General features: G+C 70.3%; 24 protein-coding genes and 2 pseudogenes. 13 read left to right on the top strand and 13 right to left on the bottom strand.

The window, feature by feature from the left end; genetic code table 11:
* The 6 genes from M2163_RS43975 (at nt 1) to M2163_RS43950 (ending at nt 4,309) form a co-directional block, all read left to right on the top strand.
* A complete protein-coding gene (locus M2163_RS43975) occupies nt 1-333 on the top strand; it encodes a DUF4387 domain-containing protein (RefSeq protein WP_280896876.1) in 333 nt (110 codons plus the stop codon).
* A complete protein-coding gene (locus M2163_RS43970) occupies nt 330-1,187 on the top strand; it encodes a PHB depolymerase family esterase (protein ID WP_280896875.1) in 858 nt (285 codons plus the stop codon). The genes M2163_RS43975 and M2163_RS43970 overlap by 4 nt, the downstream gene beginning before the upstream one ends.
* Nucleotides 1,188-1,311: 124 nt before the next feature.
* Nucleotides 1,312-1,773 (top strand): MarR family transcriptional regulator, encoded by a 462-nt coding sequence (locus M2163_RS43965; RefSeq protein WP_348541367.1) that lies wholly within the window; start codon nt 1,312-1,314, stop codon nt 1,771-1,773.
* Nucleotides 1,770-3,182, top strand: a complete 1,413-nt coding sequence (locus tag M2163_RS43960) for an MFS transporter (RefSeq protein WP_280896874.1) — start codon at nt 1,770-1,772, stop codon at nt 3,180-3,182. Before M2163_RS43965 ends, M2163_RS43960 begins: the two co-directional genes overlap by 4 nt.
* Before the next feature lie 46 nt (nt 3,183-3,228).
* Nucleotides 3,229-3,633: a PaaI family thioesterase gene (locus tag M2163_RS43955; protein ID WP_280847260.1), complete on the top strand. Its 405-nt coding sequence runs from the start codon at nt 3,229-3,231 to the stop codon at nt 3,631-3,633.
* Nucleotides 3,634-3,661: 28 nt separating this feature from the next.
* Nucleotides 3,662-4,309 (top strand): TetR/AcrR family transcriptional regulator, encoded by a 648-nt coding sequence (locus tag M2163_RS43950; protein WP_280847261.1) that lies wholly within the window; start codon nt 3,662-3,664, stop codon nt 4,307-4,309.
* A gap of 51 nt (nt 4,310-4,360) precedes the next feature.
* Here M2163_RS43950 and M2163_RS43945 read toward each other — a convergent pair whose 3' ends face one another.
* From M2163_RS43945 to M2163_RS43935, 3 genes are read right to left on the bottom strand one after another with little or no spacing between them, the layout of a single operon-like run.
* Nucleotides 4,361-6,427 (bottom strand): iron ABC transporter permease, encoded by a 2,067-nt coding sequence (locus M2163_RS43945; protein ID WP_280896873.1) that lies wholly within the window; start codon nt 6,425-6,427, stop codon nt 4,361-4,363.
* Nucleotides 6,428-6,431: 4 nt separating this feature from the next.
* The gene (locus tag M2163_RS43940) at nt 6,432-7,400 is read right to left on the bottom strand and encodes an iron-siderophore ABC transporter substrate-binding protein (protein ID WP_280896872.1); all 969 of its coding nucleotides are present in this window, start codon (nt 7,398-7,400) and stop codon (nt 6,432-6,434) included.
* Nucleotides 7,397-8,203, bottom strand: coding sequence for an ABC transporter ATP-binding protein (locus tag M2163_RS43935; RefSeq protein ID WP_280853990.1), 807 nt, complete (start codon nt 8,201-8,203; stop codon nt 7,397-7,399). Before M2163_RS43935 ends, M2163_RS43940 begins: the two co-directional genes overlap by 4 nt.
* Nucleotides 8,204-8,539: 336 nt before the next feature.
* On the opposite strand from M2163_RS43935, the gene M2163_RS43930 reads away from it, so the two are divergent.
* The 3 genes from M2163_RS43930 (at nt 8,540) to M2163_RS43920 (ending at nt 11,818) form a co-directional block, all read left to right on the top strand.
* On the top strand, nt 8,540-9,889 hold the full coding sequence (locus M2163_RS43930) for a hypothetical protein (RefSeq protein WP_280897415.1): 1,350 nt from the start codon (nt 8,540-8,542) through the stop codon (nt 9,887-9,889).
* Nucleotides 9,890-9,968: 79 nt separating this feature from the next.
* A complete protein-coding gene (locus M2163_RS43925; protein WP_280896871.1) occupies nt 9,969-11,315 on the top strand; it encodes a tyrosinase family protein in 1,347 nt (448 codons plus the stop codon).
* Complete coding sequence (locus M2163_RS43920) at nt 11,315-11,818, top strand: hypothetical protein (RefSeq protein WP_280847266.1); 504 nt, start codon at nt 11,315-11,317, stop codon at nt 11,816-11,818. Before M2163_RS43925 ends, M2163_RS43920 begins: the two co-directional genes overlap by 1 nt.
* A 4-nt stretch (nt 11,819-11,822) precedes the next feature.
* On the opposite strand, the gene M2163_RS43915 is transcribed toward M2163_RS43920, so the two are convergent.
* Nucleotides 11,823-13,817 (bottom strand): right-handed parallel beta-helix repeat-containing protein, encoded by a 1,995-nt coding sequence (locus tag M2163_RS43915; protein WP_280896870.1) that lies wholly within the window; start codon nt 13,815-13,817, stop codon nt 11,823-11,825.
* Nucleotides 13,818-14,132: 315 nt separating this feature from the next.
* Between M2163_RS43915 and M2163_RS43910 the strand changes: the two genes are divergently transcribed.
* Nucleotides 14,133-14,756, top strand: coding sequence for a hypothetical protein (locus M2163_RS43910; RefSeq protein ID WP_280847269.1), 624 nt, complete (start codon nt 14,133-14,135; stop codon nt 14,754-14,756).
* A gap of 86 nt (nt 14,757-14,842) precedes the next feature.
* Here the strand turns inward: M2163_RS43910 and M2163_RS43905 are convergent, their stop codons facing one another.
* On the bottom strand, nt 14,843-15,682 hold the full coding sequence (locus M2163_RS43905) for a GntR family transcriptional regulator (RefSeq protein ID WP_280847270.1): 840 nt from the start codon (nt 15,680-15,682) through the stop codon (nt 14,843-14,845).
* A 373-nt stretch (nt 15,683-16,055) separates the two neighbouring features.
* Here M2163_RS43905 and M2163_RS43900 point away from each other — a divergent pair.
* A pseudogene (locus tag M2163_RS43900) lies at nt 16,056-17,484 on the top strand (cellulose binding domain-containing protein).
* A 51-nt stretch (nt 17,485-17,535) separates the two neighbouring features.
* Here M2163_RS43900 and M2163_RS43895 read toward each other — a convergent pair.
* From M2163_RS43895 to M2163_RS43880, 4 genes are all read right to left on the bottom strand, one after another.
* Nucleotides 17,536-18,012: an MSMEG_6728 family protein gene (locus M2163_RS43895; protein WP_280847272.1), complete on the bottom strand. Its 477-nt coding sequence runs from the start codon at nt 18,010-18,012 to the stop codon at nt 17,536-17,538.
* 9 nt (nt 18,013-18,021) lie between these two features.
* Nucleotides 18,022-18,258 carry a DUF2945 domain-containing protein gene (locus M2163_RS43890; RefSeq protein ID WP_280847273.1) on the bottom strand — a complete coding sequence of 79 codons (237 nt, stop codon included), beginning with the start codon at nt 18,256-18,258 and terminating at the stop codon, nt 18,022-18,024.
* A 166-nt stretch (nt 18,259-18,424) separates the two neighbouring features.
* A complete protein-coding gene (locus tag M2163_RS43885) occupies nt 18,425-19,453 on the bottom strand; it encodes an MASE1 domain-containing protein (protein ID WP_280896869.1) in 1,029 nt (342 codons plus the stop codon).
* 50 nt (nt 19,454-19,503) lie between these two features.
* Nucleotides 19,504-20,334, bottom strand: a complete 831-nt coding sequence (locus tag M2163_RS43880; RefSeq protein ID WP_280847275.1) for a PP2C family protein-serine/threonine phosphatase — start codon at nt 20,332-20,334, stop codon at nt 19,504-19,506.
* A 192-nt stretch (nt 20,335-20,526) separates the two neighbouring features.
* On the opposite strand from M2163_RS43880, the gene M2163_RS43875 reads away from it, so the two are divergent.
* Nucleotides 20,527-21,132, top strand: a complete 606-nt coding sequence (locus tag M2163_RS43875; protein WP_280896868.1) for a TIGR03086 family metal-binding protein — start codon at nt 20,527-20,529, stop codon at nt 21,130-21,132.
* A 208-nt stretch (nt 21,133-21,340) separates the two neighbouring features.
* Nucleotides 21,341-21,904, top strand: coding sequence for a universal stress protein (locus M2163_RS43870; protein ID WP_280847277.1), 564 nt, complete (start codon nt 21,341-21,343; stop codon nt 21,902-21,904).
* A 105-nt stretch (nt 21,905-22,009) separates the two neighbouring features.
* Here the strand turns inward: M2163_RS43870 and M2163_RS43865 are convergent.
* The 4 genes and pseudogenes from M2163_RS43865 to kdpA all read right to left on the bottom strand — a co-directional run.
* Nucleotides 22,010-22,369 (bottom strand): annotated as a pseudogene (locus M2163_RS43865) (DNA-binding response regulator); the annotation flags it as partial.
* Nucleotides 22,370-22,419: 50 nt separating this feature from the next.
* Nucleotides 22,420-23,052, bottom strand: a complete 633-nt coding sequence (locus tag M2163_RS43860) for a potassium-transporting ATPase subunit C (protein WP_280847278.1) — start codon at nt 23,050-23,052, stop codon at nt 22,420-22,422.
* Between the two features lie 5 nt (nt 23,053-23,057).
* Complete coding sequence (gene kdpB / locus M2163_RS43855) at nt 23,058-25,184, bottom strand: potassium-transporting ATPase subunit KdpB (RefSeq protein WP_280896867.1); 2,127 nt, start codon at nt 25,182-25,184, stop codon at nt 23,058-23,060.
* Nucleotides 25,181-26,845: a potassium-transporting ATPase subunit KdpA gene (kdpA, locus tag M2163_RS43850; protein WP_280896866.1), complete on the bottom strand. Its 1,665-nt coding sequence runs from the start codon at nt 26,843-26,845 to the stop codon at nt 25,181-25,183. The genes kdpB and kdpA overlap by 4 nt, the downstream gene beginning before the upstream one ends.

Below are 26,845 nucleotides of genomic sequence, written 5' to 3'. Positions count from 1 at the left end.
ATGACCACGCTGCTCGACTACTGCTCCCTCGTGCGCTCCAAGAACGCCGGCCCCTTCACCCTCACCTTCGACTTCATGTGCCACGACCAGGCCGCTTACGACGCCCTCGTCGCCAGCGGCTTCCTCAACAGGGAACTCTTCGCCGACCTCTACGGCACCGACCCCGCCGACATCCTGCTCGTCAACCACCCGCTGGCGCTCGCCGTGAAGGTCTCCCTCCCCCGGCCGACAGTCCAGGGCGACCTGCGCGACAGCGACTGCTACGCGGGCCAGCAGTACGGCCCGTTGATGGACCTCGCCGTGAGCACCGCGGACAAGGAGCAGCCCGCATGACCGTCGAACGCCCCCTGGCTCCCTGGGACCTGCCCGCCGGGCACCCCGGAATCACTTTCCTCACCGGCCGCACAGCCTTCTTCGCCCTCGCCGACGACCCCCGCTTCTCCTACTGCCTCTACGTCCCCACCGGGCACGCCCCCGACGGCCCGCCCCTCCCGCTGGTGGTCACCGTCCACGGAACGCGGCGCCGCGCCGAGACACTCCGCGACGCGTTCGGCGACTTCTCCGAACGCCACAGCTGCGTCGTCCTCGCCCCGCTCTTCCCCGCCGGGATCACCGGCCCGAACGACGTGGACAGCTACAAGCTCCTCTCTCCTGCCGGATTCCGCCCCGACGAGATCCTCCTCGCCATGGTCGACGAGGCCGCGGCCCGCTGGCATGTGCGCACCAACCGCTTCCACCTCCACGGCTTCTCCGGCGGCGGTCAGTTCGCCCACCGTTTCGCCTACCTGCACCCCCACCGGCTGGCGAGCCTGTCGGTGGGCGCCCCCGGGCGCGTCACCCTCCTCGACCCCACGACGACGTGGTGGCACGGCACGGCCGACTTGAAGGACCAGTTCGGTACCGCCGCCGACGCGGCAGCCCTGCGGGGCCTTCCGGTGCAACTCGTCGTCGGCGAGAACGACACCGACGCGACCGAACTCGCCCCGGACAACGGGACTTTGTCCGGGGCCACGGGGACCGACCGCGTCGGACGCATCAACGCGCTGCGCGCCAACTGGCGCGCTCACGGCATCGACGCACGTCTCGACATCGTGCCCGGCGCCGGCCACAACCACTTCGCGGTGCTTCCCACGGTCCAGCGATTTCTCGAAGCGCAGGTCCGCGCGCCGGAGGTCCCCCGGCGGTGACCCACCATCGACCACACACACGACGAGCAGGTGCGGATGCTGCGCGCGCATTTAGACAGCCAAGGTTGTACAGCCTGAGCTGTCTAATTATTCTGAGGAAATGATGCCAGCGGACGAAATCCCCTTGACCGAGGCAGCCGTTCAGGCGGCCGGTGACATCTGGGTGGTGGTAGGCCGGCTCCGCCGCAAGCTGCGCGCCCTCGAGGCGGCCGAGGAATCGGCGGGCCGGGACCAGGGCGCGGAGAAGGAACCGTCTCCGCCGCAGAGTTCCGTTCTGCGCCGTCTCGCCAGGAACGGTCCCGCCTCCGCCAGCGATCTCGCCGCCGCAGAGGGCGTACGGCCCCAGTCGATGGCCAAGACCGTCGTCGCCCTGGAAGCGGCCGGGCTCGTCTCGCGCAGTCCGGACCCCGAGGACGGACGCCGACAACTGGTCTCACTCACCGCCCGGGGGCACGAACGGCGCAAGGGCGAACGCCTCGCCCATCAGGTGTGGCTCGCCCGGGCCCTTCAGGAGCACGGCACCGAGGAGGAGGTCCGGGCGGTCATCACCGCCATGGCGCTGCTCGACAGGGTGGCGCAGGCGTGACGCGTACAGCCGCGCGCGGACGGCGCCGGGCGGAGCAGGGCGGCTTCGACCGTCGCCTGATCGCACCGATGATCCTGGGCTCGGTTCTCAACCCCGTCAACTCCTCCATGCTCGCGGTCGCGTTGGTCCCCATCGGCCACGCCTTCGGCGTGCCGCCCTCGCAGACCGCATGGCTCGTCTCCGGCCTCTACCTCGCGACCGCCGTCGGCCAGCCCGTCATCGGCCGACTCGTCGACGCCTTCGGTCCGCGTCGGCTGTATCTGCTGGGGACGGCGCTGGCCGGCCTGGCCGGACTGCTCGGCACTCTCGCTCCGACCCTGTGGGTCCTGGTCGCCTCCCGCGTCCTCCTCGGATTCGGCACCTCGGCGGCCTTCCCCGCGTCCATGTCGCTGCTGCGCTCCGAGTCCGAGCGCACGGGCCGGCAGAACCCGAGTGGCGTCCTGGCCGCGCTGTCGATCGCCAACCAGGTCACCGCGGTCGCGGGCCCGGCTCTCGGCGGCCTGCTGATCGGCACGGGCGGCTGGCACCTGATCTTCGGCATCAACGTGCCACTGTCGCTCATGTGTCTCGTCCTGGGCGCGCTGTGGCTGCCGCGCATCAGGGCCTCGGCCGGGACACCACACATCGACGTACCGGGCATGCTCTGGTTCGCAGGATCACTGACCACGTTCATGCTCTTCCTGATGAACCCGGCGGCCGCACACTGGTACCTGCCGGTGCTCGGCCTGGCCTCGGGCGCGGTGTTCGTCCGCCGCGAACTCGGCGTCACCCAGCCGTTCATAGACCTGCGCCTCCTCGGCGGGAACGCACCGCTGCTGGCCACCTTCACCCGGCAGTGCCTCGCCTACACCACGTCGTACGCCTTCTTCTACGGCTACAGCCAGTGGCTCCAAGAGGGCCGGGGACTCAGCGCGCCGCAGGCCGGGCTGCTTCTGCTGCCCCTGTCGGCGACGGCCATCGGTGTCACCGCGCTCACGGGGCGCCGAGGCCGGGTGCGGGGCAAACTCGTCACCGGGGCACTCTTCCAATGCGTCGGCTGCGGAGCGTTGTTGCTCCTGCGCAGCGACAGTCCCGTCTGGCTGCTCGTCGTGCTCAGCGCGGTCGTCGGCATCCCGCACGGGCTGATCGGGCTGGCCAACCAGAATGCCCTCTACGCACAGGCCGACCCGGCCCGCATGGGCTCGTCCGCGGGACTGCTGCGCACGTTCATGTACGTCGGCGCCCTGTTCGCGGCGGCGGCGAGCGCCGTGTCCTTCCGGGACGGCGCCACCAGTTCAGGACTGCACTCCATGGCCTGGCCGCTCATCGGGGTGGCCGCCGTCTTCCTGGTCCTGTGCCTGGCCGACCGGTCGTTGGGCGACGTCGGCTCCACACCCGTCGACAAGGCAACCACCCGGTTGACGAGCTGAGTTAACGTCGATAACTTATCGCCCCTAACTCAGATGGGAGCCTCCCGTGCCCACACTCGCAGCCGAGGACGTCTACGCGCTCGCGCCGTACGCCAAGACCCTCGGAGTCGTGTTCGACGAGATGACGGCAGCCGGCGTTCGAGCCAGGCTGGCGCACGATCACTCGCTCTCCACGGTGGGCGGCGGCCTCCATGGCGGCGCGCTGATGGGACTCGCCGATGTCAGTGGTGCCGTGTGCGCCGCCCTCAACGGTCCGGCCGGCGCCGCACCGGCCACCGTGGAGTCGACCACGCACTTCCTCCGGCCGGCACACACAGACGTCGTCGCGACAGCCCGGCCCCTGCGCGTGGGCCGCAACACCGTCATCGAGGTCGACGTGCACGACGCCGCAGGCGACCTCTGCGCCCGGGTGACCCAGGTGGTCACCGCCGTCAAAGCGAAGACATCCTGATGCCGCCCTCCCCCGGAGGCCTCCTGTCGTGACCGGCTCCCGCGTACGTGCCGCCAAGGGCCAGGGCGGCCTGCTGCGCGAGCAGCTGCTCGACATCGCCGGCCGACTGCTCGAGGACGGTGGCGTCGACGCCCTGACGATCCGCGCCGTGGCGACCAGCGCGCGGGTCACCCCACCGGCCGTCTATCTCCACTTCGCGTCGAAGCGGGAACTCGTCCACGCGACATGCCTGCGGGTGTGGAGTTCACTGTTCGTCGAGTTGGAAGCGGTGTCCCGGGGGGTCCCGGATCCGGTGACGGCTCTCCACGAGACCTGCGTCGCCTACATCACGTTCGGACTGCGCCATCCCTCCCAGTACCGGCTGGTGATGGACGGTGAGGCCACCGAGGCCAGCCGCCAGAACGCGGACGCGTGTTTCCGTTACTTCCGGGACAAGGTCACGGCCTGCGTCGACGCGGGAGTGCCTGTGGAGAGTCCCACCGAAACCGCCAGACTGCTGTGTTCCGCCGTGCACGGCGCGGTCAGTCTCCTGATCCACCAGGAGCGTGACGTGTGGCCTGCGGACACCGCCCGCTATGCCGACAGGGCGGCGTCCTCAGCCGTGCACGGCGCCCTCCTCACCGCATCCCACGCATCCCTGCCCTCTCTGTCCACCGTCGCGGCCTCGCGGGTGTGAGCGGACACGAGCCGTAGCGCCGGTCCGACTCGTCGAGGAAACCACTTGTCGTCAGCGCCGCGTCCGCACCAGCAGGTACAGGAAGTACGGCGTACCGATGAGCGCTGTCATCAGGCCCGCGCCGAGCTGGGCCGGCGCGATGACGGTGCGGCCCAGAAGGTCGGCCGCGCACACGAGGGCCGCGCCGAGGAGGGTCGCCGTCGGCAGGACGCGGGCGTGGCGGCGGCCGACCAGGGCGCGGGCCGCGTGCGGGGCGATCAGGCCGACGAAGGAGATGGTGCCCGCCGCGGCCACCGCGGTGGCGCTGAGCAGTACGGCGGTGGCGAGGAAGCCGAGGCGGGCCGGCCCCGGGCGCAGGCCCAGGAGCGCGGGGGTGGCGTCGTCGAGGGAGACCAGGTCGAGTTCGGTGCGACGGACCGCGGCCACGGCGACGCCCAGCAGGAGAGCACCGGCGACGGGCAGGCTGTCGGGCAGGGTACGACCGTAGGTGGAACCGGACAGCCAGGTCAGGGCTTTGGTGGCGTTGAAGGGGTCCGTCAGCACGATCAGCAGGCTGATGAGGGCGCTGGTGGCGGCGGACACCCCTACGCCGACGAGGACCAGCCGGTTGTGCCCGAACCCGCCGCGCGCGGCCAGGCCGAAGACGACCGAGGCGGTGACCGCGGCTCCCGCGAACGCCGCGCCGGCCACGGCCCAGGAGCCGGGCGAGGACGCCGTGGTGACGAGCAGGACGGCGCCGAGCGCCGCGCCCCCCGAGACGCCGAGGATGCCCGGTTCGGCGAGCGGGTTGCGGGTGACGGCCTGGACCAGGGTGCCGGACAGGGCCAGGGCGGCACCGGCGAGCAGCGCCGCCAGGACCCGTGGCACGCGGGTGTCCAGCACGAACGAGACCGACGGGACGGCCGTACCCCGCGCCCAGTTGACGACGTCCCCCAGCAGCAGCTTGGTGTCGCCCAGGAGCACTCCCGCCACCGCCACGGCGAGGAGGACGGCGACCAGGACCGCGACCGTGACCAGGTGGGCGGCCCGGCCGACGATGCGCATCCGCTCCGGTGCGCTCGCGGTGGCCGTGTCGCGGACCCGTCGCGCCATGCCGACGAGGAAGAGCGCGCCCAGGAGACTGGTGACCACACCGGTGGGCACGGCGACCGCGGCGTCGGCGGCGACCGTCGCGCGCAGCAGCACGTCCGCGCCGAGCACCAGGGCGGCACCGAGCAGTCCGGCCACGGGCAGCCCCAGCCGGATGCGGACCAGGGGGCGGATGCGGCGCGCGAGCGGTCGTAGGAGCGCGGGTGCGCACAGGCCGACGAATCCCACGGGACCGGCGAGGGTGACGGCCGCGGCGGAGAGCAGCGCGGCGAGGGCCACGACCGTGATCCGGGTGGCGCGGACCGGGACGCCGAGGCCGTGTGCGGCCTGGTCGCCGAGGGCCAGGGCGTCGACCCGCCGCGCCACCAGCAGCAGGCCGAGCAGGGCGAGCGCGGCGACAGGGGCCATCTGTACGACGCCGTCGAAGCCGTTCTGGCTGATGCTGCCCTGGCTCCACTGGTAGAGGCCGTTGGTCTCCTGCGGGAACAGCAGGAGGAGGCCCTCGGTGAGCGAGGTGAGCCCGAGAGTGAGGGCGCTGCCCGCGAGGACGAGGCGGACGGTGCCCGCGCCCAGTCCGGACAGGGACAGGACCACGGCCGCGGCGGCCAGGCCACCGGCGAACGCCACGCCGGAGGACGCGAGCAGCGGCAGGGACACGCCGGTGGCGGAGAGCAGCCCCAGCGCCAGGTACGAACCGGCGTTCACGGCCAGGGTGTCGGGCGCGGCGAGCGCGTTGCGGCTGACGGCCTGCAGGGCCGCTCCGGCCATGCCGAGCGCGGCGCCGACCAGGAGGCCCGCCGCGGCCCGCGGAAGACGTGAGGCGATCACGACGGAGGCGTCGCCGGGCTCGGCGCGCCCGGTGAGCGCCTTGAACACCTCGGACGCGCCGACCGCCGCCGTGCCCTGGGTGATGTCGATGATCGCGAGCACGACGACCAGGACGACGAGCGCGGCCGTCACCGCGCTCGCCCGCGTCCTGGCGACGACGGTCGGTGAGCCGGCGGGTGCGGCGGATGCGGTGACGGTCATGGCGCTACTTGGCGAGGGCGGCGACCAGGGCGTCGACGTACGCCTCCATGGAGGTGGGTCCGCCGAACATCCAGATGCCGTCGGGCAGTCGGTGCACGTCGCCCTTCTTCACGAACGGCAGGCCCTTCCACACGGCGTTCTTGGCGAGGTCGGCCGTGAACGGGTCGCTCTCGCTGTCGTTGCCGATGTAGGCGAAGGTCACGTCGCCGAGTCCGGTCAGGCCCTCGACGTCGGTGGTGGCGAGCCCGTACTTCGCGTCGCCCTTGACGGTCCAGGCGTTCTTGAGACCGAGGGCCTCGTTGACGTCGCCGATCAGGGAGCCGCTGGTGTACGGCCGTATCGAGACCTGGTTGGAGGCGACGTAACCGTCGGCGAAGGCGATCTCGTGGCCGGCGAGCCCGGCGTCGGCGAGTGCCTTCTTCCCCTCGGCGATCTTGGCGTCGAAGCCCTGCTTCACCTCCGTGGCCCTGGTGGTGGTGCCGGTGGCCTCGGCGATGAGGTCGAGGTTCTTCTTCATCCGGCCGATCTGGTCGGAGGCGTCGGCGGACTGGATCTCCAGGACGGGGGCGATCTTTCGCAGTTGTGTGACGACGGCGGGGGTCAGGTCGGTGGTGGCGACGATGAGGTCCGGGGAGAGCGAGGCGATGGTGTCCGTGCTGGGCTCGCCGCGGGTGCCGATGTCCTTGGGTGTGCCGGTCAGCGGGGCGGAGGCGTCCCAGGCGGTGTAGCCCTTGACGTCGGCGACACCGACGGGGGCCACGCCGAGCGAGACGAGGTGCTCGACGACGTCCCACTCGGTGGCGACGACCTTCTCGGCGGGCCCGTCGAGCTTCACCTGGGCGCCGGTGGCGTCGGTGAGGGTGATGCTCCGGGTGCTGGGCTTCGTGTCCGTAGCGGCGGGTTCGGTCGTGCCGCAGCCGGCGAGGGCGAGGGCGGCGCACACGGCGGCGAGGGCGATCAGGGGGGGTCTCATGAGGTGGCACTGAGCCTTTCGGTGCGGGCGTGGTGGCGGCCGACCGCGCGGGTGCGCAGCCGGCCTGTCAGGGGGTCGGTGTCCACGTCGACGCGGATGCCGTAGACGTCGCTGAGGCGGTCGGCGGTCAGGACGTCGGCGGGCGTGCCGTCGGCGACGATCCGGCCCGCGTGCAGCAGGGCGACGCGGTCGGCGACGGCGGCCGCCTGGTCGAGGTCGTGCAGGACGACGCCGACGGCGATGCGGTGGTCGTCGGCGAGGTCCCGGATCAGGTCGAGGAGTTCGACCTGGTAGCGCAGGTCGAGGTAGGTGGTGGGTTCGTCGAGGAGGAGGACGCCGGTGTCCTGGGCGAGGCAGCTCGCGAGCCACACGCGCTGGAGCTGGCCGCCGGAGAGGTGTTCGGCTCCCCGGTCGGCGAGGTCCTCGACGTCCGTCAGGGCCAGCGCGTGCTGTACGGCCGCCGGACCGTCCGGGTCCGCCCGGCCCCAGCGCCCGCGGTAGGGGTAGCGGCCGAACTCCACGATGTCCCGCACGGTCAGTCCGCTCGGCGTGGGCCGGCCCTGGGTCAGCAGCGCCACGCGGCGCGCGAACTCACGGGCGGTGAGGGCGAGTCCGTCGGCGGGGCCGGTGGCGTCGGTGTCCAGGGTGAGCGTGCCGGTGCGGGCGCGCTGGAGGCGTGCGAGCGTGCGCAGCAGGGTGGACTTGCCGCTGCCGTTGGGGCCGACGAGTGCGGTCACGTCGCCGGGGCGGAGCGTGATGGCCGCGTCGTGGACGACGTCCGTGCCGTCGTAGGCCACGGTCATGCCCCGCGCGTTCAGCTCGGTTGTCTCTTCACCAGAACTCACGAACGAAGGTTAGCCTAACCTTATCAACGATGTCCCTGGTGGGTGCGACCTGCCGTCAGGTGCCTTCTGCGCGCGGACACTATGAACACAATCGCGCGACTCGTAGTGCGGCGACGCGCGCGTTCCTAACATCGCACCGCTCGGCGCGACGGCGCGCCACCGATGTCCAGGAGCACCGCTGTGAACCGCTCAGGTCGGACCCGTTCCCTCCCCCGTCTCCTCCGTTCCCGCGCACGACGCTCCGTCACGCTGGCCGCCGGCGTCACAGCCCTCGTCGCCGGATCACTCAGCGGCATGGGCCCGGCCCAGGCGGCCACCGACCCGGCCCCCGCACCGGTCTCCTGCCCGGCGAACCTGGCACAGAAGGCCACCTGTTACACCGGCCAGGACGCCAACGGCGCCTACTACGCGATCGCCGTCCCCCGGCAGTGGAACGGCTCGCTCGTCGTGCACGCTCACGGCGGCCCCGACCTGGGCGAGGCATCCGACCCCGAACGCAGTCTCGGCGACCTGGAACGCTGGTCGGTGATGGTGGACCAGGGATACGCCTGGGCCGGCTCGTCCTATCGCCGCGGAGGATACGGAACCCGCATGGCGGCGGCCGACACGGAGAACGTCCGCCGGCTCTTCGTGCACGAGTTCGGCCACCCGGTGCGGACCTTCGTGCACGGCCAGTCCTGGGGCGGAAACGTGGCCGCCAAGGTCGTCGAGGTGTTCGGCGGACACGGCTCCTACGACGGTGCCCTGCTCACGAACGGGGTCCTGGGCGGCGGCTCACGCGGGTACGACTACCGCGTCGACCTCCGTGTGGTCTACCAGTACTACTGCCAGAACCTGCCCCGCCCCACCGAACCCCCGTACCCGCTGTGGCAGGGACTGCGGCCCACCTCGACCCTGACCACCGCAGGACTGCGAGCCCGCCTGCAGGAGTGCACCGGGTACACGTCCGCCCCCCAGGACCGCACCGCTCTGCAACAACGCAACCTCGACGACATACTCGCGGTCACACGTATCCCGGAGCGGACCCTCGAATCACACCTGCGGTTCTCCGTGTTCACGTTCCGCGACATCGTGCACGACCGGCTCGGCGACCGGAACCCCTTCAGCAACACCGGCGTCAGGTATTCCGGTTCACACGACGACAAGGCCCTCAACGCAGGTGTCGAACGCTTCTCCGCCGACCCGGAGGCCCGGCGCGACCTGTCCTACGACAGCGACCTCACCGGCCGGGTCACGATCCCCGTACTCACCCTGCACGCCATCGACGACCCCACCGCCTTCATCGAGCACGAGGCCGCGTACCGGGCCACGCTGGAAGGCGCCCACCGGGCGAAGCACCTCGTCCAGACCTTCACCACGGAACACGAGCACAGCGAACTGAGCAACGCCGAGTACGCCAACTCCATTGCCACGCTGGCCACCTGGGTCCGCACAGGCAAGAAGCCCACGCCGCGGTCCGTCGCAGCCACCTGCGCCTTCCACGACCGCACCTACGGCACGGGCTGCTTCTACGACCCGGACTTCCGCCCGCTGCCGTACGCCTCCCGCGTCGAGCCCCGGCCGCAAGGACTGGCGTGGCCGGCCATGACGGCTCAGCAGGAGAAGGCGTGGAGCCGGATCGACGGAGTGGGCATCGCACCGTAGACGTGACCCGTCGTAGGGAGCCGCCGGCCCTGGATCGGCCCGAGCGCATCCCCGTTTGCGACACCCTGCCTCCCGTCCGATGCTGAAAGCTGAGCCGGCCGGCGGCCTGCCCCGCATCTGCACCCCGACGGGAGGCAGCACCATGCCCAGGGTCCGCAAAGACATCAACGCGCTCACCGACACGGAACTGGACGACTACATCCACGCGCTCGGCATTCTGCGGGAGCGTTCGGACGCGAACGAGGACGATCCGAGCGGCTACGCGTTCCAGGCAGCTCTGCACAACGGATCGGCGGGCCCCTGCGAGCACGGCAGCGACCTCTTCCTGCCCTGGCACCGGGCGCATCTGCACTACTTCGAGAAGCTGCTCCAGGAAGCCGACCCACCGCGCACCCAGAACGTCACCGTCCCCTACTGGGACTGGATGAGCGAGCAGACCCCCGAGAAGTTCCCCCTCGCCTTCAAGAAGCCGGGACTGAAGGCCCCCCGCAGCTCCGCGCCCGCCACGCTGCCACCGAACACGCGTCAGATCGTCACCATGGAGACGGACCAGAAGGAGTTCGCCGGCTACCCGGACGGAGATCTTCTCGGAGACGCGGGACGCCTGGAGAGCGGTCCGCACGACACCATGCACGGCTTCTACATCGGCGGGCTGATGGCGAACCCCTCGACAGCGGCCGAGGACCCGCTCTACTTCAGCTTCCACTGCTTCATCGACCTGATGTGGGCGGAGTGGCAGCACCGCAACGGCTCGCCGCCCCTGACCTCGCCGGACCACGTGCTGCGCGGCTTCACCTCGCAGCCCAGGAACAAGGTCTCCGACTTCACCGACACGGTGGGCCTGGACTACGAGTACGAGTACAACGACCAGCTCAAAGAGGCCTTCGCGGTGCCCGTGCCGCCGCCGCCCCCGTTCCCGCCCTCGCTGCTGGCGACGCAGCCGCTCACCCCACTCGACGCGAACACCGACCTCGTCACGGAGCTCCGCGACAAGGAGGTCGCACGCCTCGGGTTCTCGGTGCCCGAGACACGGGGGCAGCGACTGCTCGTGCGGCTCGACGAGCTCAAGGTGCCGAACACCGGGACCTACATGCTGCGCGGCTTCCTGCACCCCTCCGACGTGCCGTTCCAGCCCGACGACAGCGAGTTCTCGCGTCGTTTCGGAGCCGGCTACGTGACCTTGTGGCGGGCCCACCCGCACGGGCACCACGACCACGACGGTCCAGCCGTCGCGCACCACCCCGTCTCGCGTACGGCGCGCTTCGATGTCACGTCCACGCTCGACTCCCTGGGGGCGGACGGCGCAGACCTCGCGTTCACCCTGCAGTTCATCCCCGCTCCCAGCCCGACCGGCATACCTCCGCACCCCGTTCCGCCGCTCGACGAGGTCGAGCTGAAGGACGTGCGCATGGAGGTGTACTCCTGATGCGCACACCGGTGTACGAGCTGCACATCCGGCCGATGTTCAGCGCGACGGACCGCGACCACATGATCCCGCACGGCATGAATCTGTGGGAGTACGACGACGTCGTCGAGCACGCCGAACACATCGTCGACCGTCTGGAGGGCGGGACCATGCCGCCCACCGCTCTCGGCGGGCCGTGGCCGCAGGAGTGGATCGACCTGTTCAAGCGGTGGAAGGAGGGCGGTTGCAAGCGTCTGGAGCTCGGTACCGCCCAGTTCGAGGTCGTCCGCTCCCCCAGTGCGGTCACCGTCAAGGCCACCGGTACGTTCCCCGCGCCGGGCTACCAGGGATGGATCCAGCTCGAGAGCGAGACCGACACGGCCAAGACATACGTCCTGTACATGGAGCCACCGGACGCCCCGGTGGCGGGTACCGCGGACGACTTCGCCTTCAAGGAGCGCTACAGCTCCTCGGACACCCGCACGTTGTTCATCCACGACAGCACCGGAGTCCAGGAGCACTGATCCGTCACGGCATGCCCCAGCGCTGCCGGTAGGACGGGAGGGGCCCGGCGTTCGTCAGGATGGCGGCGCAGGCGGTGTGGGCGGCGCAGGCGGGGCCGGGGGCGTGCGGCGGCAGCAGGGTGTTGCCGGCGAAGGTGAGGCGGTGGGGATCGCCGCAGCCTTCCTCCGGGTTCTCCTTGTTGGCCGGGGGCCAGGCTCCGGGGTAGTCCCGTCGTGCGACCCATGCGGGTACGGCGTCGTCCCAGAAGTTGCCGCGGTAGCGCACGTTCTGGACGGGGCGGTCCCCCCATTCCTCGCTGCACCCGCCGATCGAGGCGACGTAGTCGTAGACCGCGTTGCCGTCCACGGTGGCCCAGTTGGTGCTGTCGTCGGTGTAGATGCCGACCTTCCAGTCGCCGTGCTTGCTGGAGGTGACCGCGTTGCCGCTGATGACGGCCCCGTCGGCGAAGGAGGTGCCCTGTTCGCCGCGCAGGTAGATGCCGCCTCCGTCCTCGAGGAGCCGGTTCGTCGCGAAGACCCGGTTGTTCACGATGCGGTTGTGGCGCATGACGCCCCGCAGGTCGTCGCCCGGCCCGGAGAGGATGCCGCTGTAGGGCACGTCGTTGACCTGGTTGCGCGCGAGGGTGGTCTGCCGGGTGGCGGTGTCCCAGATGCCGGAGGCCGCGCGGTACTCCGCGCCGATGTGGTGAATCCAGTTGTTGGTGACGCGGTTGCCGCGGTTGATCCCCTTCCGGTCGGGAGGGACCACGCCCATCAGGATGCCGCCGTCGGAGACATCGCTGATGACATTGCCGTCGACGACGTTGTACGAGCTGTTCCGGGACAACTCCAGTGCCTGGGCGCCCAGGTGGGTGAACCGGTTGCCCTCCAGGGTGATCCGCTCGGCCGCGTGGAAGGCGACCGTGCCGGGCACCGTCAGCAGCGTCGCGTCGTCGCCCTTGCCGGGCCGCAGGTACATGCTCCACGCGGAGGCGAACCCGGCGGGTTCGCTCGGCGCCAGCCAGGTGGCGTGGGCGAACGTCAGGCCGCGCACGCCGATGTCGTGGAGGGGCCGGCCCGGCCGACCGGTGCCGGTGAGCAGGGACTCCAGGACCGGGGCGACCACCTTGGCGCGGCGCATGTCCTCCCCGGGCCGCGGCAGGTAGAACAACGCGTGGTGTCCGGGCCGGGAGCGGTCGAGATACCAGCTGCCGGGCTTGCGTGCGAAGGTGGGTGAGTTCTCCACGCTGTCCGGCGCTTCGAGCAACTCCGATCCCCCGTACAGTGTTTGGGCCAGGTGCCAGCACGGCTGGTCCATGGTGATGGTGGTTTGGCGGCCCCTTGCGGAGACCCCCGCGACTCCGCAACGGCCTTCCAGATAGCCGGACCGGTAGACGAACTCGATGTCGCCGGGACGTCGCCAGGTCCGCGGGACGGTACTGGTGGTGACGTAACCGGTCCTGGTCGCCTTCAACGTGCCCGAAAAGCCCGCGCCCTGGCGGGTGAGCCGCGTGGCACGCCGGTCCTCGACGTAGAGCTGGCGGGTCTCGAGTCCCCCCACGTCCGCACGCCAGAAGCCCTTGAGTTGCCGCTCCGGCCGCCACTGGGAGATCCGGCGGCCGCCACTGATCGTCACCCGCTCCTGCCGCGGTGTGCCGTACCCGTACGCCTGGTAGATCACCCGGTGCCCGCCACGGCCGGAATCCCCCGCGGCCTCCGACAGACGCAGCGGCGCCTTGAGGCGGTACGTCCCTCCGCGCAGGTTCACCACCACATCCGCCGTCATCCGCGACACCCGGGCGCGAACGGCCCTTTGCGCGCGTGCCGGTGTGGCAAAAGGGCGCTCCAGGGTGCCGGGCCAGGAGTCCTTGCCCCAGGGGGCCACGTACAACTGCGTGGGAGCCGCCGCGGCGGGCGGCGCAGCGGCCACCGAAGCCGGCATGGCCGCCATCACCAACCCGACGGCCACCGCCGCCTGCGCCGTCACACCTGTACCGGTCCGGGTACGGAAGATCGCCACACTGCCTCCTCGACGGACGAAGCTCCACCCTCAACCGGTGCGGGAGAACGCGCAGTCGTCCTGAGGTAGCGGCATCCCCGACCAAAGTCGCGAGCGTCAGCTCCTTGGTCGGTGGAAGGGACGGACCCGGCTGCGCTGCGCAGCCTTGCGGGTGATGTGCCGCGGGGGTGGACGGTCTTGGTGCGCTTGCTGTTGTCGTAGTCGGCGAGCGCGGTCTGCGCGCCGCTCACCTGTGCACGGGTGCCTTTGTCAGTGCCGCCTGCGATGATCCCGCAGGGTTCGGGCGGGTTCAGAGACACCACGACGGGAGGGTTCATGTCCTTCGGGTTCAAGACGTCATGGCTCGCGGTGCGGGACGCCGGGCCGGAGGAGGTGGCCGATGCCCTCGATCTACGACACCGACAACGCATCGACTGGGCAACGGGCACCGAACTCGCCTACCGGCAAGGTGTGTTCGTGGCCAGACCGGTCCCCGAGTGGACACTCGCCCACGGCAGGATCCATCTCCCGCACGGGACCGATCCCGCCCGCCCGGACTTTCCCACCTGGCTGCGGACGCTGGCCGCACACGTCGGGGATCTCCAGTTCTTCGCCACCGACCGGGTCGGCGAGTACCACGCCTGGGCCAGGGTCGAATCCGGTGAACTGACCCGCGCCTACTGTTACATCGGGATGAGCGGTGAGGTCCCCCTGCGCCAGGGAGAGCCCACCGCCGTCGAACGGGAGCTCGGTGTCGGGCTGGTCGGGCGCGAGGAGGTCCGGCAGGACTGGGGAGACGCCGAATGGGACGCCTGGCACGCCGCCATGCCGACGGAGCAGGAGGTGATGCGCATCGCCGCCGACTGGAGCGTCTGCCCGCCACTGATCGAGGACGACTCCGTCACCGCTCCCGGGATCTACGGATTCCCGCCGGGTGTCGAGCCTGTACGGGAGTTCTGACGACCTGAGATCCCAAGGGAGTCTGGCTCTCGCGGGAGAGCGGGGCGGTCCCTGCGCGGGCGCCGCTGTCGTACAGCCGCACCACCTCACGGCCCCGCCTGAATGTCCCCCCGTGTCGAGGACGCGACGGCGTCCCGGTGGGCGAAGTCGCCCGGGGGGATGCCCGGGTGATGTCCCAGCCGGTCGGCTGGTGCGGTGACCGCGGGACCGAGGGTGAGCCTGGAGACGATCCGGTAGCGGTCACCGCGGTAGAGGGAATGGACGTACTCGACGGGCTGACCCCTGGTGTCGGAGGTGAGCCGTTCGAAGAGCAGGGCCGGGGACAGCTCGGGCACATCGAGCAGTTCTGCCTCGGCGCGGGTGACGACGGTGGGCTCGATGGCCTGTACGGCCTCCTGGACGTGCACCCCGTGCTGCCGGCGCAGGTGTTCGTAGAGGTCGCCGGCCTCCAGTTCCTGAGCGGACAGGGTGGGGACCAGCTCGGCTCTGATGTGCAGGTGCTCGATGGCCATGGGGGCGCCGTCGACGAGGCGCAGTCGCGCGACGTACACGATCTCGGCAGCGGGCGAGATCCGCAGCTTGCGGCCCACGCGCGCGCCGGCCGGGATGGTGACGAACTCCAGCAGACGGCTAGACCAGGCGCCGGCGGCCTGCGGCACGGTCATGGACCGCTCGGCGGAGACGAGTTCCTGAGTGATCTTCTCGGGGGCGACGAACATGCCCCGGCCGTGTTCCCGTACCAACAGGCCCGCGGCGACGAGCTCGTCCACCGCCGCGCGCAGGGTCGGGCGGGAGACTTCGAGTTGCACGCACAGGACACGCTCGGAGGGGATGGCGTCCCCGGGGCGATGGGACTCCACGAGGTCGAGGAGGAAGTCGCGGACGCGCTCACGTTTGAGTACCGCGCCGGGTGCGTCGGCCTTCATGCGTACCCCCTCCTGCCCCCATGCCCTCAGCTGACCAGTTGACCAGTGGTCACCTGCTGGTTTCCCCTGCCGGCGAGCGAAGTGTAGCCGCAGACCATCGATGAACGTCACCCAGCACGACAAAACCCCTGTGTGCGGCGGGGGTTGACGGCGCAATTGGTCTATGCCACCTTCGTCCTCACCTCAACAGGCGAACTGACCAGTGACCTCAACTGGTCAGGTGGCCCGACCTCATCCCCCGCCCCACCGAAGCCGCCTTCCCGTCCGGCGACTTCACGCTCGACGGCCCCACCCGCACTCGGCGTAGCGCACCACCCCTGACGCACACCTGTCCCATTCCCAGAATCACCCCCACCTTCTGGAGGGAACAACGATGAGATCCACCACGAACCGGCTGCGTGCCACCGCGGCCGCCGCCCTCGCCGTAGGTATGGGTGCCGCCGCGCTCACCGCACTCCCGGCCACCGCGAACGCGGCCACCGACGGCCTGAGCGTCCAGTACCGGACCAGCGCCTCCGGGGCCCGAGCGGATCAGGCGGAACCCTGGTTCAAGGTCAGGAACACCGGCACCAACAGCGTCGCCCTGCAAAGCGTCAAGCTCCGCTACTACTTCAAGGCGGACTCGGCGAACGCGACCTACCGCTTCGCCTGTTCCTGGGCCGTCAAGGGCTGCGCCAACATCACGGGCACCTTCGGCACGCTCGCCAACCCCACCGCCACGGCGGACCGTTACCTGGAGATCGGCTTCACCTCGGGGGCCGGCTCTCTCACGCCGGGCGCGGACACCGGCGACATGCAACTGCGCTTCTACCAGTCGACATGGGCACCGCTGAACCAGAGCGACGACTACTCCTTCGGCGCCTCGCAGACCTCGTACGCCGACTGGTCCAAGGTCACGGCGCAACTGGCCGGCACCACCCCTGTGGGGCCAGGCGCCCGCGGGCAACGACCCGACGAACCCGCCCACGGATCCGCCCACCGACCCTCCGACCGGCGGCGCCACGCTGTTCGACGACTTCAACTACACCAGCCACACCGACCCGAGGATCTCGGCGAACGGCTGGAGCGTACGCTCCAACTCCGGTGGCCCCGGCGTCTCCGGCGCCACCTGGGCCCCCGAGAACGTCACGTTCTCCACGGTCAGCGGCAACTCCGTCATGAACCTGGAGACCTCGACCGCCGGCACCGGGGCGAGCACCGAACAGACCGAGATCCTCACCAAGTCGATGAAGTTCAAGAACGGGACCTACGCGGCCCGCGTCAGGTTCAGCGACGCGCCCAGGTCCGGGCCGGACGGCGACCACCTCGTCCAGACCTTCTTCACCATCAACGACCTCAAGGCACCCCTGGCGGACGACTACGCCGAGTACGACTTCGAGTACCTGCCCAACGGCGGCTGGGGAGAGCCGTCCAACATCCTCTACACGACGTCCTGGGAGACCTACCAGGCCGATCCCTGGGTGGCGGTCAACCAGCACAGCGAGAGCCGCCAGAGCTACGCCGGCTGGCACGACCTCGTGCTGACCATCGACAACAGCAGCATCAAGTACTACGTCGACGGCCGGCTCTTCGGCACCCATGACGCCGCGTATCTGCCCGAGCGGCCCATGTCCATCAACTTCAACCAGTGGCTGATCGACTTCGGCGGTCTGACCAGCAGCACCTCACGGGCCTACGACGAGCAGGTCGACTACGTCCTGCACGTCAAGGACCAGGTCCTCACACCGGCACAGGTCGCCTCCAAGGTGACGGCGTACCGCGGTGCGGGCACGACGTTCCACGACGACGTCCCCGCCGGCTGACCTCTCTTCCGCACGGGGCCGGGGCCTGACGGAACGTCGGCTCCGGCACCCTCAGCCCGGTTGTACCTCTCGGTCGGACGCGGGCCACACGTAGGGGAGGTCGTCGGGTACGCCGGGGAACAGTTCGCCGTAGGCCTCCGGGTCCTTGCGGACCAGGGCCGAGCGATGGCTTTCGTGGAAGGCCTCGTCGCCGTGCCAGGGCGGCAGTTCCCCGGCGGCCGCCAGCGCCGACTGGTCGCGCACCGGGGCACCGGGGCGCAGGGCGGCCAGTCCGGCCACCAGCGAGGCGGCGCAGCTGTCCTGGTGCCCGTGTTCACGCCAGACCCGGCAGATCTCCAGGCCGTACCGTACGAGTGCCTCCTCGTACCCCACCCACATCCGTACGGCCGGATGCCGGCGCCAGCCGTATCCCGGCACCGTCAGGCCACGCAGGACCTGCAGCGCCTCGACCCGCTGTTTGCCCAGTCGGCGCCGGTCCAGCAGGAGGGCCGTCCGACGGAAGTCCGGGTGCGGCAGGAAGGTCTGCATCCGGCCCGCTCACTTCTTGCGCAGCGCGGACGGTTTGTGGACTGCCGTGCCGCCGGACTTGTCGCTGCGCACCTCGTACTGCGGCTCCTCGGACGAGGCGTCCACGGTGCGGCCCGCGGCCTCGGTGCGTCGGGTGAGCTTGCGGACGACCTTGCCCTCGGCGGTGCCGCCGTGGCTCTGCCAGGTGACCTCGTCGCCCCGGCTGAACTTTTTGCCCTGGGTCTTGTTCTTCGCCTTCTTCGTCATCGCGACTGCTCCGTTCCTCTTCGTCCAGGACGGCTGTCCTGTCGGGGGCCAGCAGCACAGCAGGCGGGTGCTGCGTACGGGATGACCTGCCCTTCCGTTCGGATGCGCGTCCCGCACCCTTGCTTCGGCACGGACGTGGCGCTCGGATGCGCTTCGGAGGTGAGGCTCAGCGCCCGGTCTCCTGCTGAGGGGGCCCGCCGTCGGCCTCCCCCTCGGACTGAACCGGCCTCCCTCGTGGCGCGTCCCCCGCGGTGAGGTGTTCCAGGACCTCGACGAGCTCGTGGCAGGCCGCTTCCACGGAGCGCCGGGTGTTGCGCTGCTCGGTGATCACGGCGGAGAGCAGGAGGGCGGTCAGGGCGATGGTGCCGTTGAACGCCTGCAGTTTGATCATCACCTCGACGCGGCTCAGGCCCTCGAAAGGGCCTGCCTCCTCCCTGGCGGCCACGGTGGCCACGACGGACGTCGCGAGAGCGCACAGCATGCTGCCGATCAGCTGGAAGCGCAGGGCGGCCCAGATCAGCAGCGGGTAGACGAGGAACAGCACACTGAGGCTGCTGTGGGTGACCAGCGGCACGACAGCGCCGGTGACGACGATCAGCGCCGTCGCCTCCGGCCAACGGGACAGTTGCGGGGGCCACTGTGACTCGTACAGCCACAGCAGCAGCGGCGTGACGATCAGGACGCCCATCGCGTCGCCCACCCACCACGCCAGCCACACCCCCCAGAAGCTGTGCGATTGCAGCCGGTCCGCCATCACGAGCATGCCGACGCCCACCGTGGAACTGATCAGCATGCCGGTCAGCGCCCCGAGGAACACCAGGGCCATGCCGTCCCGCAACCGGCTCAGGCCGGTACGGAAGCCCACCGCGCGCAGCATGAGATACGCGCAGATCGGCGCGGCCGTGTTGCCGGCCAGGTTGCCGAGGACATCGGGCTCCAGCGAGGAGGTGAGGTGCACGATGACCAGGAGGGCGCCGAGTGCGATGCCGGGCCAGACGCTCAGCCCGAAGATCAGCAGACTGGCCACCGCGATACCGGTCGGCGGCCAGATGGGGGTGAAGACGGCGCCTTCGACGGTCAGGTCCCACAGGAGTCCGAATCGCCCCGCGGCGTAGTAGCTGCCGGCGACGGCCAGCGTCTGGAGGGCTAAGACGCCGGTCCGGCGCAGATTCTCGGTACCCACCACACTGGCCATCAGACACCGGGCCCGTCGTTCCGGCGCGGTGGGAGCGTCCGCATGCCGCCCTACGGCTGACCTTCGGCCCCTTCGTAGCCGACGACGAGCACGGCGGCGTCGTCCTCGTGGCCCACCTGGTCCGCGCCCCGCATCACGGCGGTGGCGAGCGCGCCGGCGTCCATGCCCGCCACGGCCGCGACCCCGGCGAGCCGTACGACCTGGTCCAGGCCTTGGCCGACCTCCATGGACGGCCCCTCCACCACCCCGTCCGTGAGCAGGACGAACACGCCGCCCGTGGTGAGCCGGTAACAGGTGACGGGGTAGGTCATGCCGGCGGCTACACCCAGCGGCGGGCCGCCCTCGTCGCCGCCGACACCGCTTTTTCCGTCCGCCGTCGCCCAGACGAGCGGGATGTGCCCGGCCCGGGCGCTCTCCAGCACGCCGGTGGCCGGATCCAGACGCAGGAAGGTGCACGTGGCGAACAGATCGGTGCCGAGGGAGAGCAGGAGGTCGTTCGTCCGCGCGAGAAGTTCACCGGGCTCACTTGTCACGGAGGCGAGTGCCCGCAGGCCGACGCGCACCTGCCCCATGAAGGCGGCGGCCTCGATGTTGTGCCCCTGGACGTCTCCGATGGACAGCCCGATGCGGCCGTCCGGCAGGTGAAAGGCGTCGTACCAGTCGCCGCCCACGTTCAGGCCATGACATGCCGGTGCGTAGCGCACTGCCAGGTGGTAGCGGGGCGCCGTGGGCATCTCCGCAGGAAGCATGCCGCGCTGCAGGGCGATGGCCAGTTCGACCTGGGAGCGTTGCAGCTCCGCGTACTCACGCGCCCGGGACGTCAGCGAGCCGAGTCTGGCCAGCAGCTCGTCGCCGTCGTCTGCGGAGCCCTTGCGGGACATGCGCCGCTCCGAAGGATGTTCATCCTTTTTAGGGCATTAACCCAAAATCATTCATTCCGAATGCTAGCGGAAGTTTCGGAAACGCTCAGCCGTGACGACAGAAGGGCTGTCCTCGCTGTGATCAGGGATCCAGAGTGGACGCATGACAAAACCCTGCACCACGGTGATGGCCTTACGAACGGGGGCTCGGCGATGAGCGATGGCGTGATCTCCAGCGGCTGGGGCGTCCTTGACGCCTCCCACGAAGCCCTGCGCACGGCGGTCCGGGCCGTCCCCGCCGACGGCTGGCACCTGCCCACGCCCTGTACGGACTGGACCGTCGCCCAGGTCTTCCAGCACGCCGTCGGCGACCAGATCGGCTACGCCGCAGCGCTGACCGGCGAACCCGGCCCGGACTTCAACCCCTTCGCCCCTTCGGGCGAGATGGCGGGCGTGGACCCTCAGGTCTTCCTGGAAGACGCCCTGGCACGAGCGGCGAAGGCGTGGGCGGGCGTCGCCCGGGACGCCACCGAGGTGCCCGTGCCGCTGCCGCCGCACCAGTTGTCCCCGTGGTCCGGCTCGGCGGCGTGCGGCCTCGACGCGGCGGTCCACGCCTGGGACATCGCCCTGGCTACGGCTCGGCCATCGCCGCTCACGCCCGAGCTGGCCCGCCCCCTCCTGAAGCTGGCCAGGGAGACAGTCGAGCCGCTGCGCTCCTACGGCGCGTACTCCGCAGCCCTGGCCCCCGAACCGGGCGATGACGACGTGGCGGCCCTCCTGCGCTACCTCGGCCGCGACCCCGGCTGGAGCGGCTCCTGAAGGGAGGCAACCAGCCCGGTCAGGGTGCGCCGCCCGGACTGCGACATCACGACATGGCAGCTGCTGACCACGCGATCTCGGGAACGGCCGGCAGCAGCTCGTGAAGTTCCCGTCGGCCACCCCGTGAACCAGCCGCAAGAACACCTCGCGCGGGCCTGTTCGAATCCCTCTCAGCGGGCATGAGAGGGAGACGATCGAGGAGGAGACGATGTCCGAGTTCCGTCCGCCCGCTGCGGCTCGCGTCGTGGTGGGAGTGAGCGGTTCGCTGGGCAGCCTGAGCGCTCTGGCCCGGGCTGCCGAGGAGGCCCGGCAGCGTGGGGCCGAGCTGTGGCCGGTGCTGGCGTGGGAGCCGCCCGGCGGGGAGCTCGCGGTCCGCAGGTCCCCGGCCACGGCACTCATGGTCGGGCAGTGGGAGCAACTCGCACGCGAGAGGCTGCTCACGGCCCTGCGCGAGGTGTTCGGAGGCACCGACCTCGGGGTCCCGCTGCGGGCCGTCATCGCCCGAGGGGCCGCTGGTCCGGCGCTGGTCCAGACGGCCGGCCGGGAGGACGACCTGCTGATGCTCGGTGCCGGGCGGCGCGGACTGCGTCGCGCACTGCGCCCGTCGGTCAGCCGCTACTGCCTCGCCCACGCCACCTGCCCGGTCCTCGCGGTGCCGCCGTCCCCGCTCCAGAGCGACCTCGCGGCCGTGCACCGCCGCAACGTGTGGCGGCTGCGGCTGGACAGTGGCCACCTGGAGCGGGAGTTCGAGACCGTGCCACCGGACGCCTGAGGGCAGGGGACGCTGATCGGGAAGGGCCGTGAGGAGCTTGCCGCGTGCCCCCCTCGCCCTCCGGTTCAGCCTCGAACCGTTACCCCATGCCGGGCTCGGTGATCAGATCCGGCCGGGGTTGGTGACCAGGATCTCCCGGAGGTGCCACTCGGTGGGCGTGAGCCGGACCTCGCGGTCGGCCCGACGGACCTTCCTGGCCGGCAGGTCGATGCTGAAGGCCGCCGTCTCGACGAGTGTCGCGCCGGTGCCGAGCGGGGACTCCTCGGTGCGGCGGACCGCCGCGCGCAGCCGGGCGAACAGTTCGTCCATGCTGAACATCACGACATCGGGCTGCCGGGCAGCCGCGAGCCGCAGTGCGGAGGCTCCGTCGGGAGCCGCGTCGACCCCGTAGCGGCGAGCCCGGAGATTGCTGACGAGGGCCCGTACGAGCTGCGAGTCGTCCTCCACCACCAGCACCCGTGTCATCGGCGTGCGCCTTCCTGTCGTGCGCCCAGGGACGTACCTCTTCAACGCCTTCAGTTCCCGGTCGCCAGTGCCTTGAGCGCAGTGTTCAGTTCCAGCACGTTCACCCGGGGCTCGCCGATGAAGCCGAGCGTGCGGCCGTCGGTGTGGTCCTTCACCAGCTGCTCGACCGAGGCGACCGTGAGGTGGTTGCGCTCGGCGACCCGGTGCACCTGGAGCCGCGCGTAGGCCGGGGAGATGTCCGGGTCCAGTCCGGAGCCGGAGGAGGTGACCGCGTCGGCCGGGACCTGGGACGGCTCGACCGTGTAGCCGGGCACGGAGTTCTCCTTGACGACCTTCGCCTTGGCCTCCTCGACCGACGCGATGAGCTTCTTGTTGTCGGCGGAGAGGTTGGTCGCGCCCGAGAGGATCAGCTTGTACCGGGTGTTGACCGAGTTGGTGCCGAGGCCGTTCGCCGGACGGGACTGGAAGTAGTCGAGGCTGTAGCCCTGTTGGCCGATCAGCGAGGAGCCGACGACCTTTCCGTCGTACGTGATCTCGGAGCCGTTCGCCTTGTCGTGGAACAGCGCCTGGGCGAGGCCGGTGACGACCAGCGGGTAGATGACGCCCGTCGCCAGGGTCAGTACGAGGAGGGCACGCAGGCCCGCTCCGAGCAGCCGGGCTGTGTTCGTGACCGAGTTGTTCATGGCTGTCAGCCGATCCCGGGGATGAGGGAGATGAGCAGGTCGATGAGCTTGATGCCGACGAAGGGGGCGATGAGTCCGCCGAGGCCGTAGACGGTGAGGTTGCGGCGCAGCAGTCTGTCGGCGCTGACCGGCCGGTAGCGCACGCCCTTCAGGGAGAGCGGCACCAGCGCGATGATGATCAGCGCGTTGAAGACGACGGCGGACAGGATCGCGGAGTCCGGCGAGGACAGGCCCATGATGTTGAGCCTGTCCAGGCCCGGGTGGACGGCCGCGAACAGGGCCGGGATGATCGCGAAGTACTTGGCGACGTCGTTGGCGATGGAGAACGTCGTCAACGCGCCCCGGGTGATGAGGAGTTGCTTGCCGATCTCGACGATCTCGATCAGCTTGGTCGGGTTGGAGTCGAGGTCGACCATGTTGCCGGCCTCCTTGGCGGCCGACGTACCGGTGTTCATCGCCACGCCGACGTCGGCCTGGGCCAGCGCCGGGGCGTCGTTGGTGCCGTCTCCGGTCATCGCGACGAGCTTGCCGCCCGCCTGCTCCCGCTTGATGAGGGCCATCTTGTCCTCGGGTGTGGCCTCCGCGAGGAAGTCGTCGACGCCCGCCTCCTCGGCGATCGCCTTCGCGGTCAGCGGGTTGTCACCCGTGATCATGACGGTCCTGATGCCCATGCGGCGCAGCTCGTCGAACCGCTCGCGCATGCCGTCCTTGACGACGTCCTTGAGGTGGACGACGCCCAGCACCCGGGCACCCCCTGCGTCCTCGACGGCCACCAGCAGCGGGGTGCCGCCCGCTTCGGAGATCCGGTTCGCGGTCGTGTCCGCGTCCTCGGCGACCGTGCCCCCACGCTCCTGGACCCACTTGACGACCGAACCGGCCGCGCCCTTGCGGACCTTGCGGCCGTCGACGTCCACACCAGACATGCGGGTCTGCGCGGTGAACTCGATCCACTCGGCGCCCATGAGTTCGCCCTGGTGACGCTCGCGCAGGCCGTACTTCTGCTTCGCCAGTACGACGACGGAGCGGCCCTCGGGCGTCTCGTCGGCCAGCGAGGAGAGCTGGGCGGCGTCGGCGAGTTCGGCCTCGGTCGTCCCTGCCACCGGCACGAACTCGGCGGCCTGCCGGTTGCCGAGGGTGATGGTGCCGGTCTTGTCGAGCAGGAGCGTGGAGACGTCACCGGCGGCCTCGACCGCCCTGCCGGACATCGCGAGGACATTGCGCTGGACCAGACGGTCCATGCCCGCGATGCCGATGGCGGAGAGCAGGGCGCCGATGGTGGTCGGGATGAGGCAGACCAGCAGGGCGACCAGCACGACCATTGTCAGGTGGGTGCCCGCGTAGTCCGCGAACGGCGGCAGCGTGGCGCAGGCCAGCAGGAAGACGATCGTCAGCGAGGCCAGCAGGATGTTCAGCGCGATCTCGTTGGGCGTCCTCTGCCGCGCCGCTCCCTCGACCAGGTTGATCATCCGGTCGATGAAGGTCTCTCCGGGCTTCGTCGTGATCCTGATGACGATCCGGTCGGAGAGCACCTTCGTGCCACCGGTGACGGCACTGCGGTCGCCCCCGGACTCGCGGATGACGGGCGCCGACTCCCCGGTGATCGCCGACTCGTCGACGGAGGCGACGCCCTCGACGACGTCGCCGTCGCCGGGAATGATGTCGCCGGCCTCGCAGACCACCAGGTCGCCGATCCTCAACTCGGTACCGGGGACCCGCTCTTCGGCGGGACCGTCGAGCCGTCGGGCGATCGTGTCGGTCTTGGCCTTCCTGAGTGTGTCGGCCTGCGCCTTGCCGCGGCCCTCGGCGACCGCCTCCGCGAGGTTGGCGAAGACCACGGTCAGCCACAGCCATGCGCTGATGGTCCAGCCGAACCAGTCACCGGGATTCTGGAGGGAGAAGACGGTGGTCAGGACTGATCCGATCCACACCACGAACATCACCGGCGACTTGACCATCACCCGCGGGTCCAGCTTGCGGAAGGCGTCCGGCAGCGACTTCAGCAGCTGCCCGGGGTCGAAGAGGCCGGCACCGACACGGCCTTCGGCAGCCCTGTGCCCGGTAGGCGTGTTCCGGTGGGGTGCGAGGGTGGGAGTGGACATGGAGTCCTCGTGGCTTTCGGTACGAGTGGTCATGACGCCAGCCCCTCGGCCAGCGGGCCCAGCGCGAGGGCCGGGAAGTACGTCAGACCGGTGATGATGAGGATCGCGCCCACCAGCAGCCCGGTGAACAGAGGCTTCTCGGTGCGCAGCGTGCCCGCGGTCTCCGGCACCGGCCGCTGCCCGGCGAGCGAGCCGGCCAGCGCCAGCACGAAGATCATGGGCAGGAAGCGGCCGAGCAGCATGGCGAGTCCGGTCATGGTGTTGTACCAGTCGGTGTTCGCGTTCAGGCCGGCGAAGGCCGATCCGTTGTTGTTGGCGGCGGAGGTGAAGGCGTACAGCACCTCGGAGAAACCGTGCGCGCCGGAGTTGAGCATCGAGTGCGGCGGGGTCGGCAAGGCCATGGAGATCGCCGTGAAGACGAGCACCAGCGCCGGGGTGATCAGGATGTAGCAGGCCGCGAGCTTGATCTCGCGGGTGCCGATCTTCTTGCCCAGGTACTCGGGCGTACGGCCGACCATCAGCCCGGCGATGAACACCGCGATGACCGCCATGATCAGCATGCCGTAGAGGCCGGAGCCGGTGCCGCCGGGCGCGATCTCGCCCAGCATCATGCCGAGCATGGTGACCCCGCCGCCGAGCCCGGTGAAGGAGGAGTGGAAGGAGTCCACGGCGCCGGTCGACGTGAGCGTCGTGGACACCGCGAAGATCGACGAGGAACCGACCCCGAACCGTACTTCCTTGCCCTCGTACGCACCGCCCGCGAGCTGCAACGCCGGTCCGTGGTGGGCGAATTCGGTCCACATCATCAGGGCGACGAAACCGACCCAGACGGCGGCCATGGTCGCCAGGATCGCGTAGCCCTGCCTGACGTTGCCGACCATGACACCGAACGTCCGGGTCAGGGAGAACGGGATCACCAGGATCAGGAAGATCTCGAAGAGGTTGGTGAAGGGCGTCGGATTCTCGAAGGGGTGTGCCGAGTTGGCGTTGAAGTAACCGCCGCCGTTGGTGCCCAGTTCCTTGATCGCTTCCTGGGAGGCGACCGCGCCGCCGTTCCACTGCTGCGAGCCGCCCATGAACTGCCCGACCTCGTGGATGCCGGAGAAGTTCTGGATCACACCGCAGGCGACCAGCACGATCGCGGCGATCGCCGCGCCCGGAACGAGGATCCGCAGGGTGCCGCGGACCAGGTCGGCCCAGAAGTTGCCGAGTTCACCGGTGCGCGAGCGCGCGATGCCCCGGACCAGCGCCACCGCCACCGCGATGCCCACGGCCGCCGAGACGAAGTTCTGCACGGCGAGACCGGCCGTCTGGACGACGTGCCCCATGGTCTGCTCGCCGTAGTACGACTGCCAGTTGGTGTTGGTCACGAAGGATACGGCCGTGTCGAACGACTGCGCCGGACCGACCGAGTCGAAGCCGAGCGAGCCGGGCAGGACGCCCTGGAGCCGTTGCAGCAGGTAGAGGAAGAGGACACCGACCGCAGAGAAGGCGAGGACTCCGCGCAGGTACGCGGTCCAGGTCATCTGGGTGTCGGGGTCGGCGCCGATGGCCCGGTAGGTCCACTTCTCGACGCGCCAGTGCTTGTCGGAGGAGTAGACCTTGGCCATGTAGGTGCCGAGGGGTGTGTAGGCGAGCGCCAGGGCGCCTGCCAGGGCGAGCAGCTGGAGCACGCCTGCGAGTACGGGACCCAT

It is taken from the genome of Streptomyces sp. SAI-135, assembly GCF_029893805.1.
Classification (GTDB): Bacteria; Actinomycetota; Actinomycetes; order Streptomycetales; family Streptomycetaceae; genus Streptomyces.
The sequence above is the reverse complement of the archived record's forward strand: the minus strand, read 5'-3'. Positions and strand labels throughout refer to the sequence as shown.

Excerpts from the sequence above, each read along its gene's own strand:
- M2163_RS43880 (WP_280847275.1), bottom strand. The coding sequence starts at position 20,334 with ATGTCCCGCAAGGGCTCCGCAGACGACGGCGACGAGCTGCTGGCCAGA.
- M2163_RS43870 (WP_280847277.1), top strand. The coding sequence starts at position 21,341 with ATGTCCGAGTTCCGTCCGCCCGCTGCGGCTCGCGTCGTGGTGGGAGTG.
- M2163_RS43940 (WP_280896872.1), bottom strand. The coding sequence starts at position 7,400 with ATGAGACCCCCCCTGATCGCCCTCGCCGCCGTGTGCGCCGCCCTCGCC.
- M2163_RS43895 (WP_280847272.1), bottom strand. The coding sequence starts at position 18,012 with ATGCAGACCTTCCTGCCGCACCCGGACTTCCGTCGGACGGCCCTCCTG.
- M2163_RS43860 (WP_280847278.1), bottom strand. The coding sequence starts at position 23,052 with ATGAACAACTCGGTCACGAACACAGCCCGGCTGCTCGGAGCGGGCCTG.
- M2163_RS43945 (WP_280896873.1), bottom strand. The coding sequence starts at position 6,427 with ATGACCGTCACCGCATCCGCCGCACCCGCCGGCTCACCGACCGTCGTC.
- M2163_RS43970 (WP_280896875.1), top strand. The coding sequence starts at position 330 with ATGACCGTCGAACGCCCCCTGGCTCCCTGGGACCTGCCCGCCGGGCAC.
- M2163_RS43975 (WP_280896876.1), top strand. The coding sequence starts at position 1 with ATGACCACGCTGCTCGACTACTGCTCCCTCGTGCGCTCCAAGAACGCC.
- kdpA (WP_280896866.1), bottom strand. The coding sequence starts at position 26,845 with ATGGGTCCCGTACTCGCAGGCGTGCTCCAGCTGCTCGCCCTGGCAGGC.
- M2163_RS43875 (WP_280896868.1), top strand. The coding sequence starts at position 20,527 with ATGAGCGATGGCGTGATCTCCAGCGGCTGGGGCGTCCTTGACGCCTCC.
- M2163_RS43910 (WP_280847269.1), top strand. The coding sequence starts at position 14,133 with ATGTCCTTCGGGTTCAAGACGTCATGGCTCGCGGTGCGGGACGCCGGG.
- M2163_RS43890 (WP_280847273.1), bottom strand. The coding sequence starts at position 18,258 with ATGACGAAGAAGGCGAAGAACAAGACCCAGGGCAAAAAGTTCAGCCGG.
- M2163_RS43935 (WP_280853990.1), bottom strand. The coding sequence starts at position 8,203 with ATGACCGTGGCCTACGACGGCACGGACGTCGTCCACGACGCGGCCATC.
- M2163_RS43905 (WP_280847270.1), bottom strand. The coding sequence starts at position 15,682 with ATGAAGGCCGACGCACCCGGCGCGGTACTCAAACGTGAGCGCGTCCGC.
- M2163_RS43930 (WP_280897415.1), top strand. The coding sequence starts at position 8,540 with ATGGGCCCGGCCCAGGCGGCCACCGACCCGGCCCCCGCACCGGTCTCC.
- kdpB (WP_280896867.1), bottom strand. The coding sequence starts at position 25,184 with ATGACCACTCGTACCGAAAGCCACGAGGACTCCATGTCCACTCCCACC.
- M2163_RS43885 (WP_280896869.1), bottom strand. The coding sequence starts at position 19,453 with ATGGCCAGTGTGGTGGGTACCGAGAATCTGCGCCGGACCGGCGTCTTA.
- M2163_RS43920 (WP_280847266.1), top strand. The coding sequence starts at position 11,315 with ATGCGCACACCGGTGTACGAGCTGCACATCCGGCCGATGTTCAGCGCG.
- M2163_RS43925 (WP_280896871.1), top strand. The coding sequence starts at position 9,969 with ATGCTGAAAGCTGAGCCGGCCGGCGGCCTGCCCCGCATCTGCACCCCG.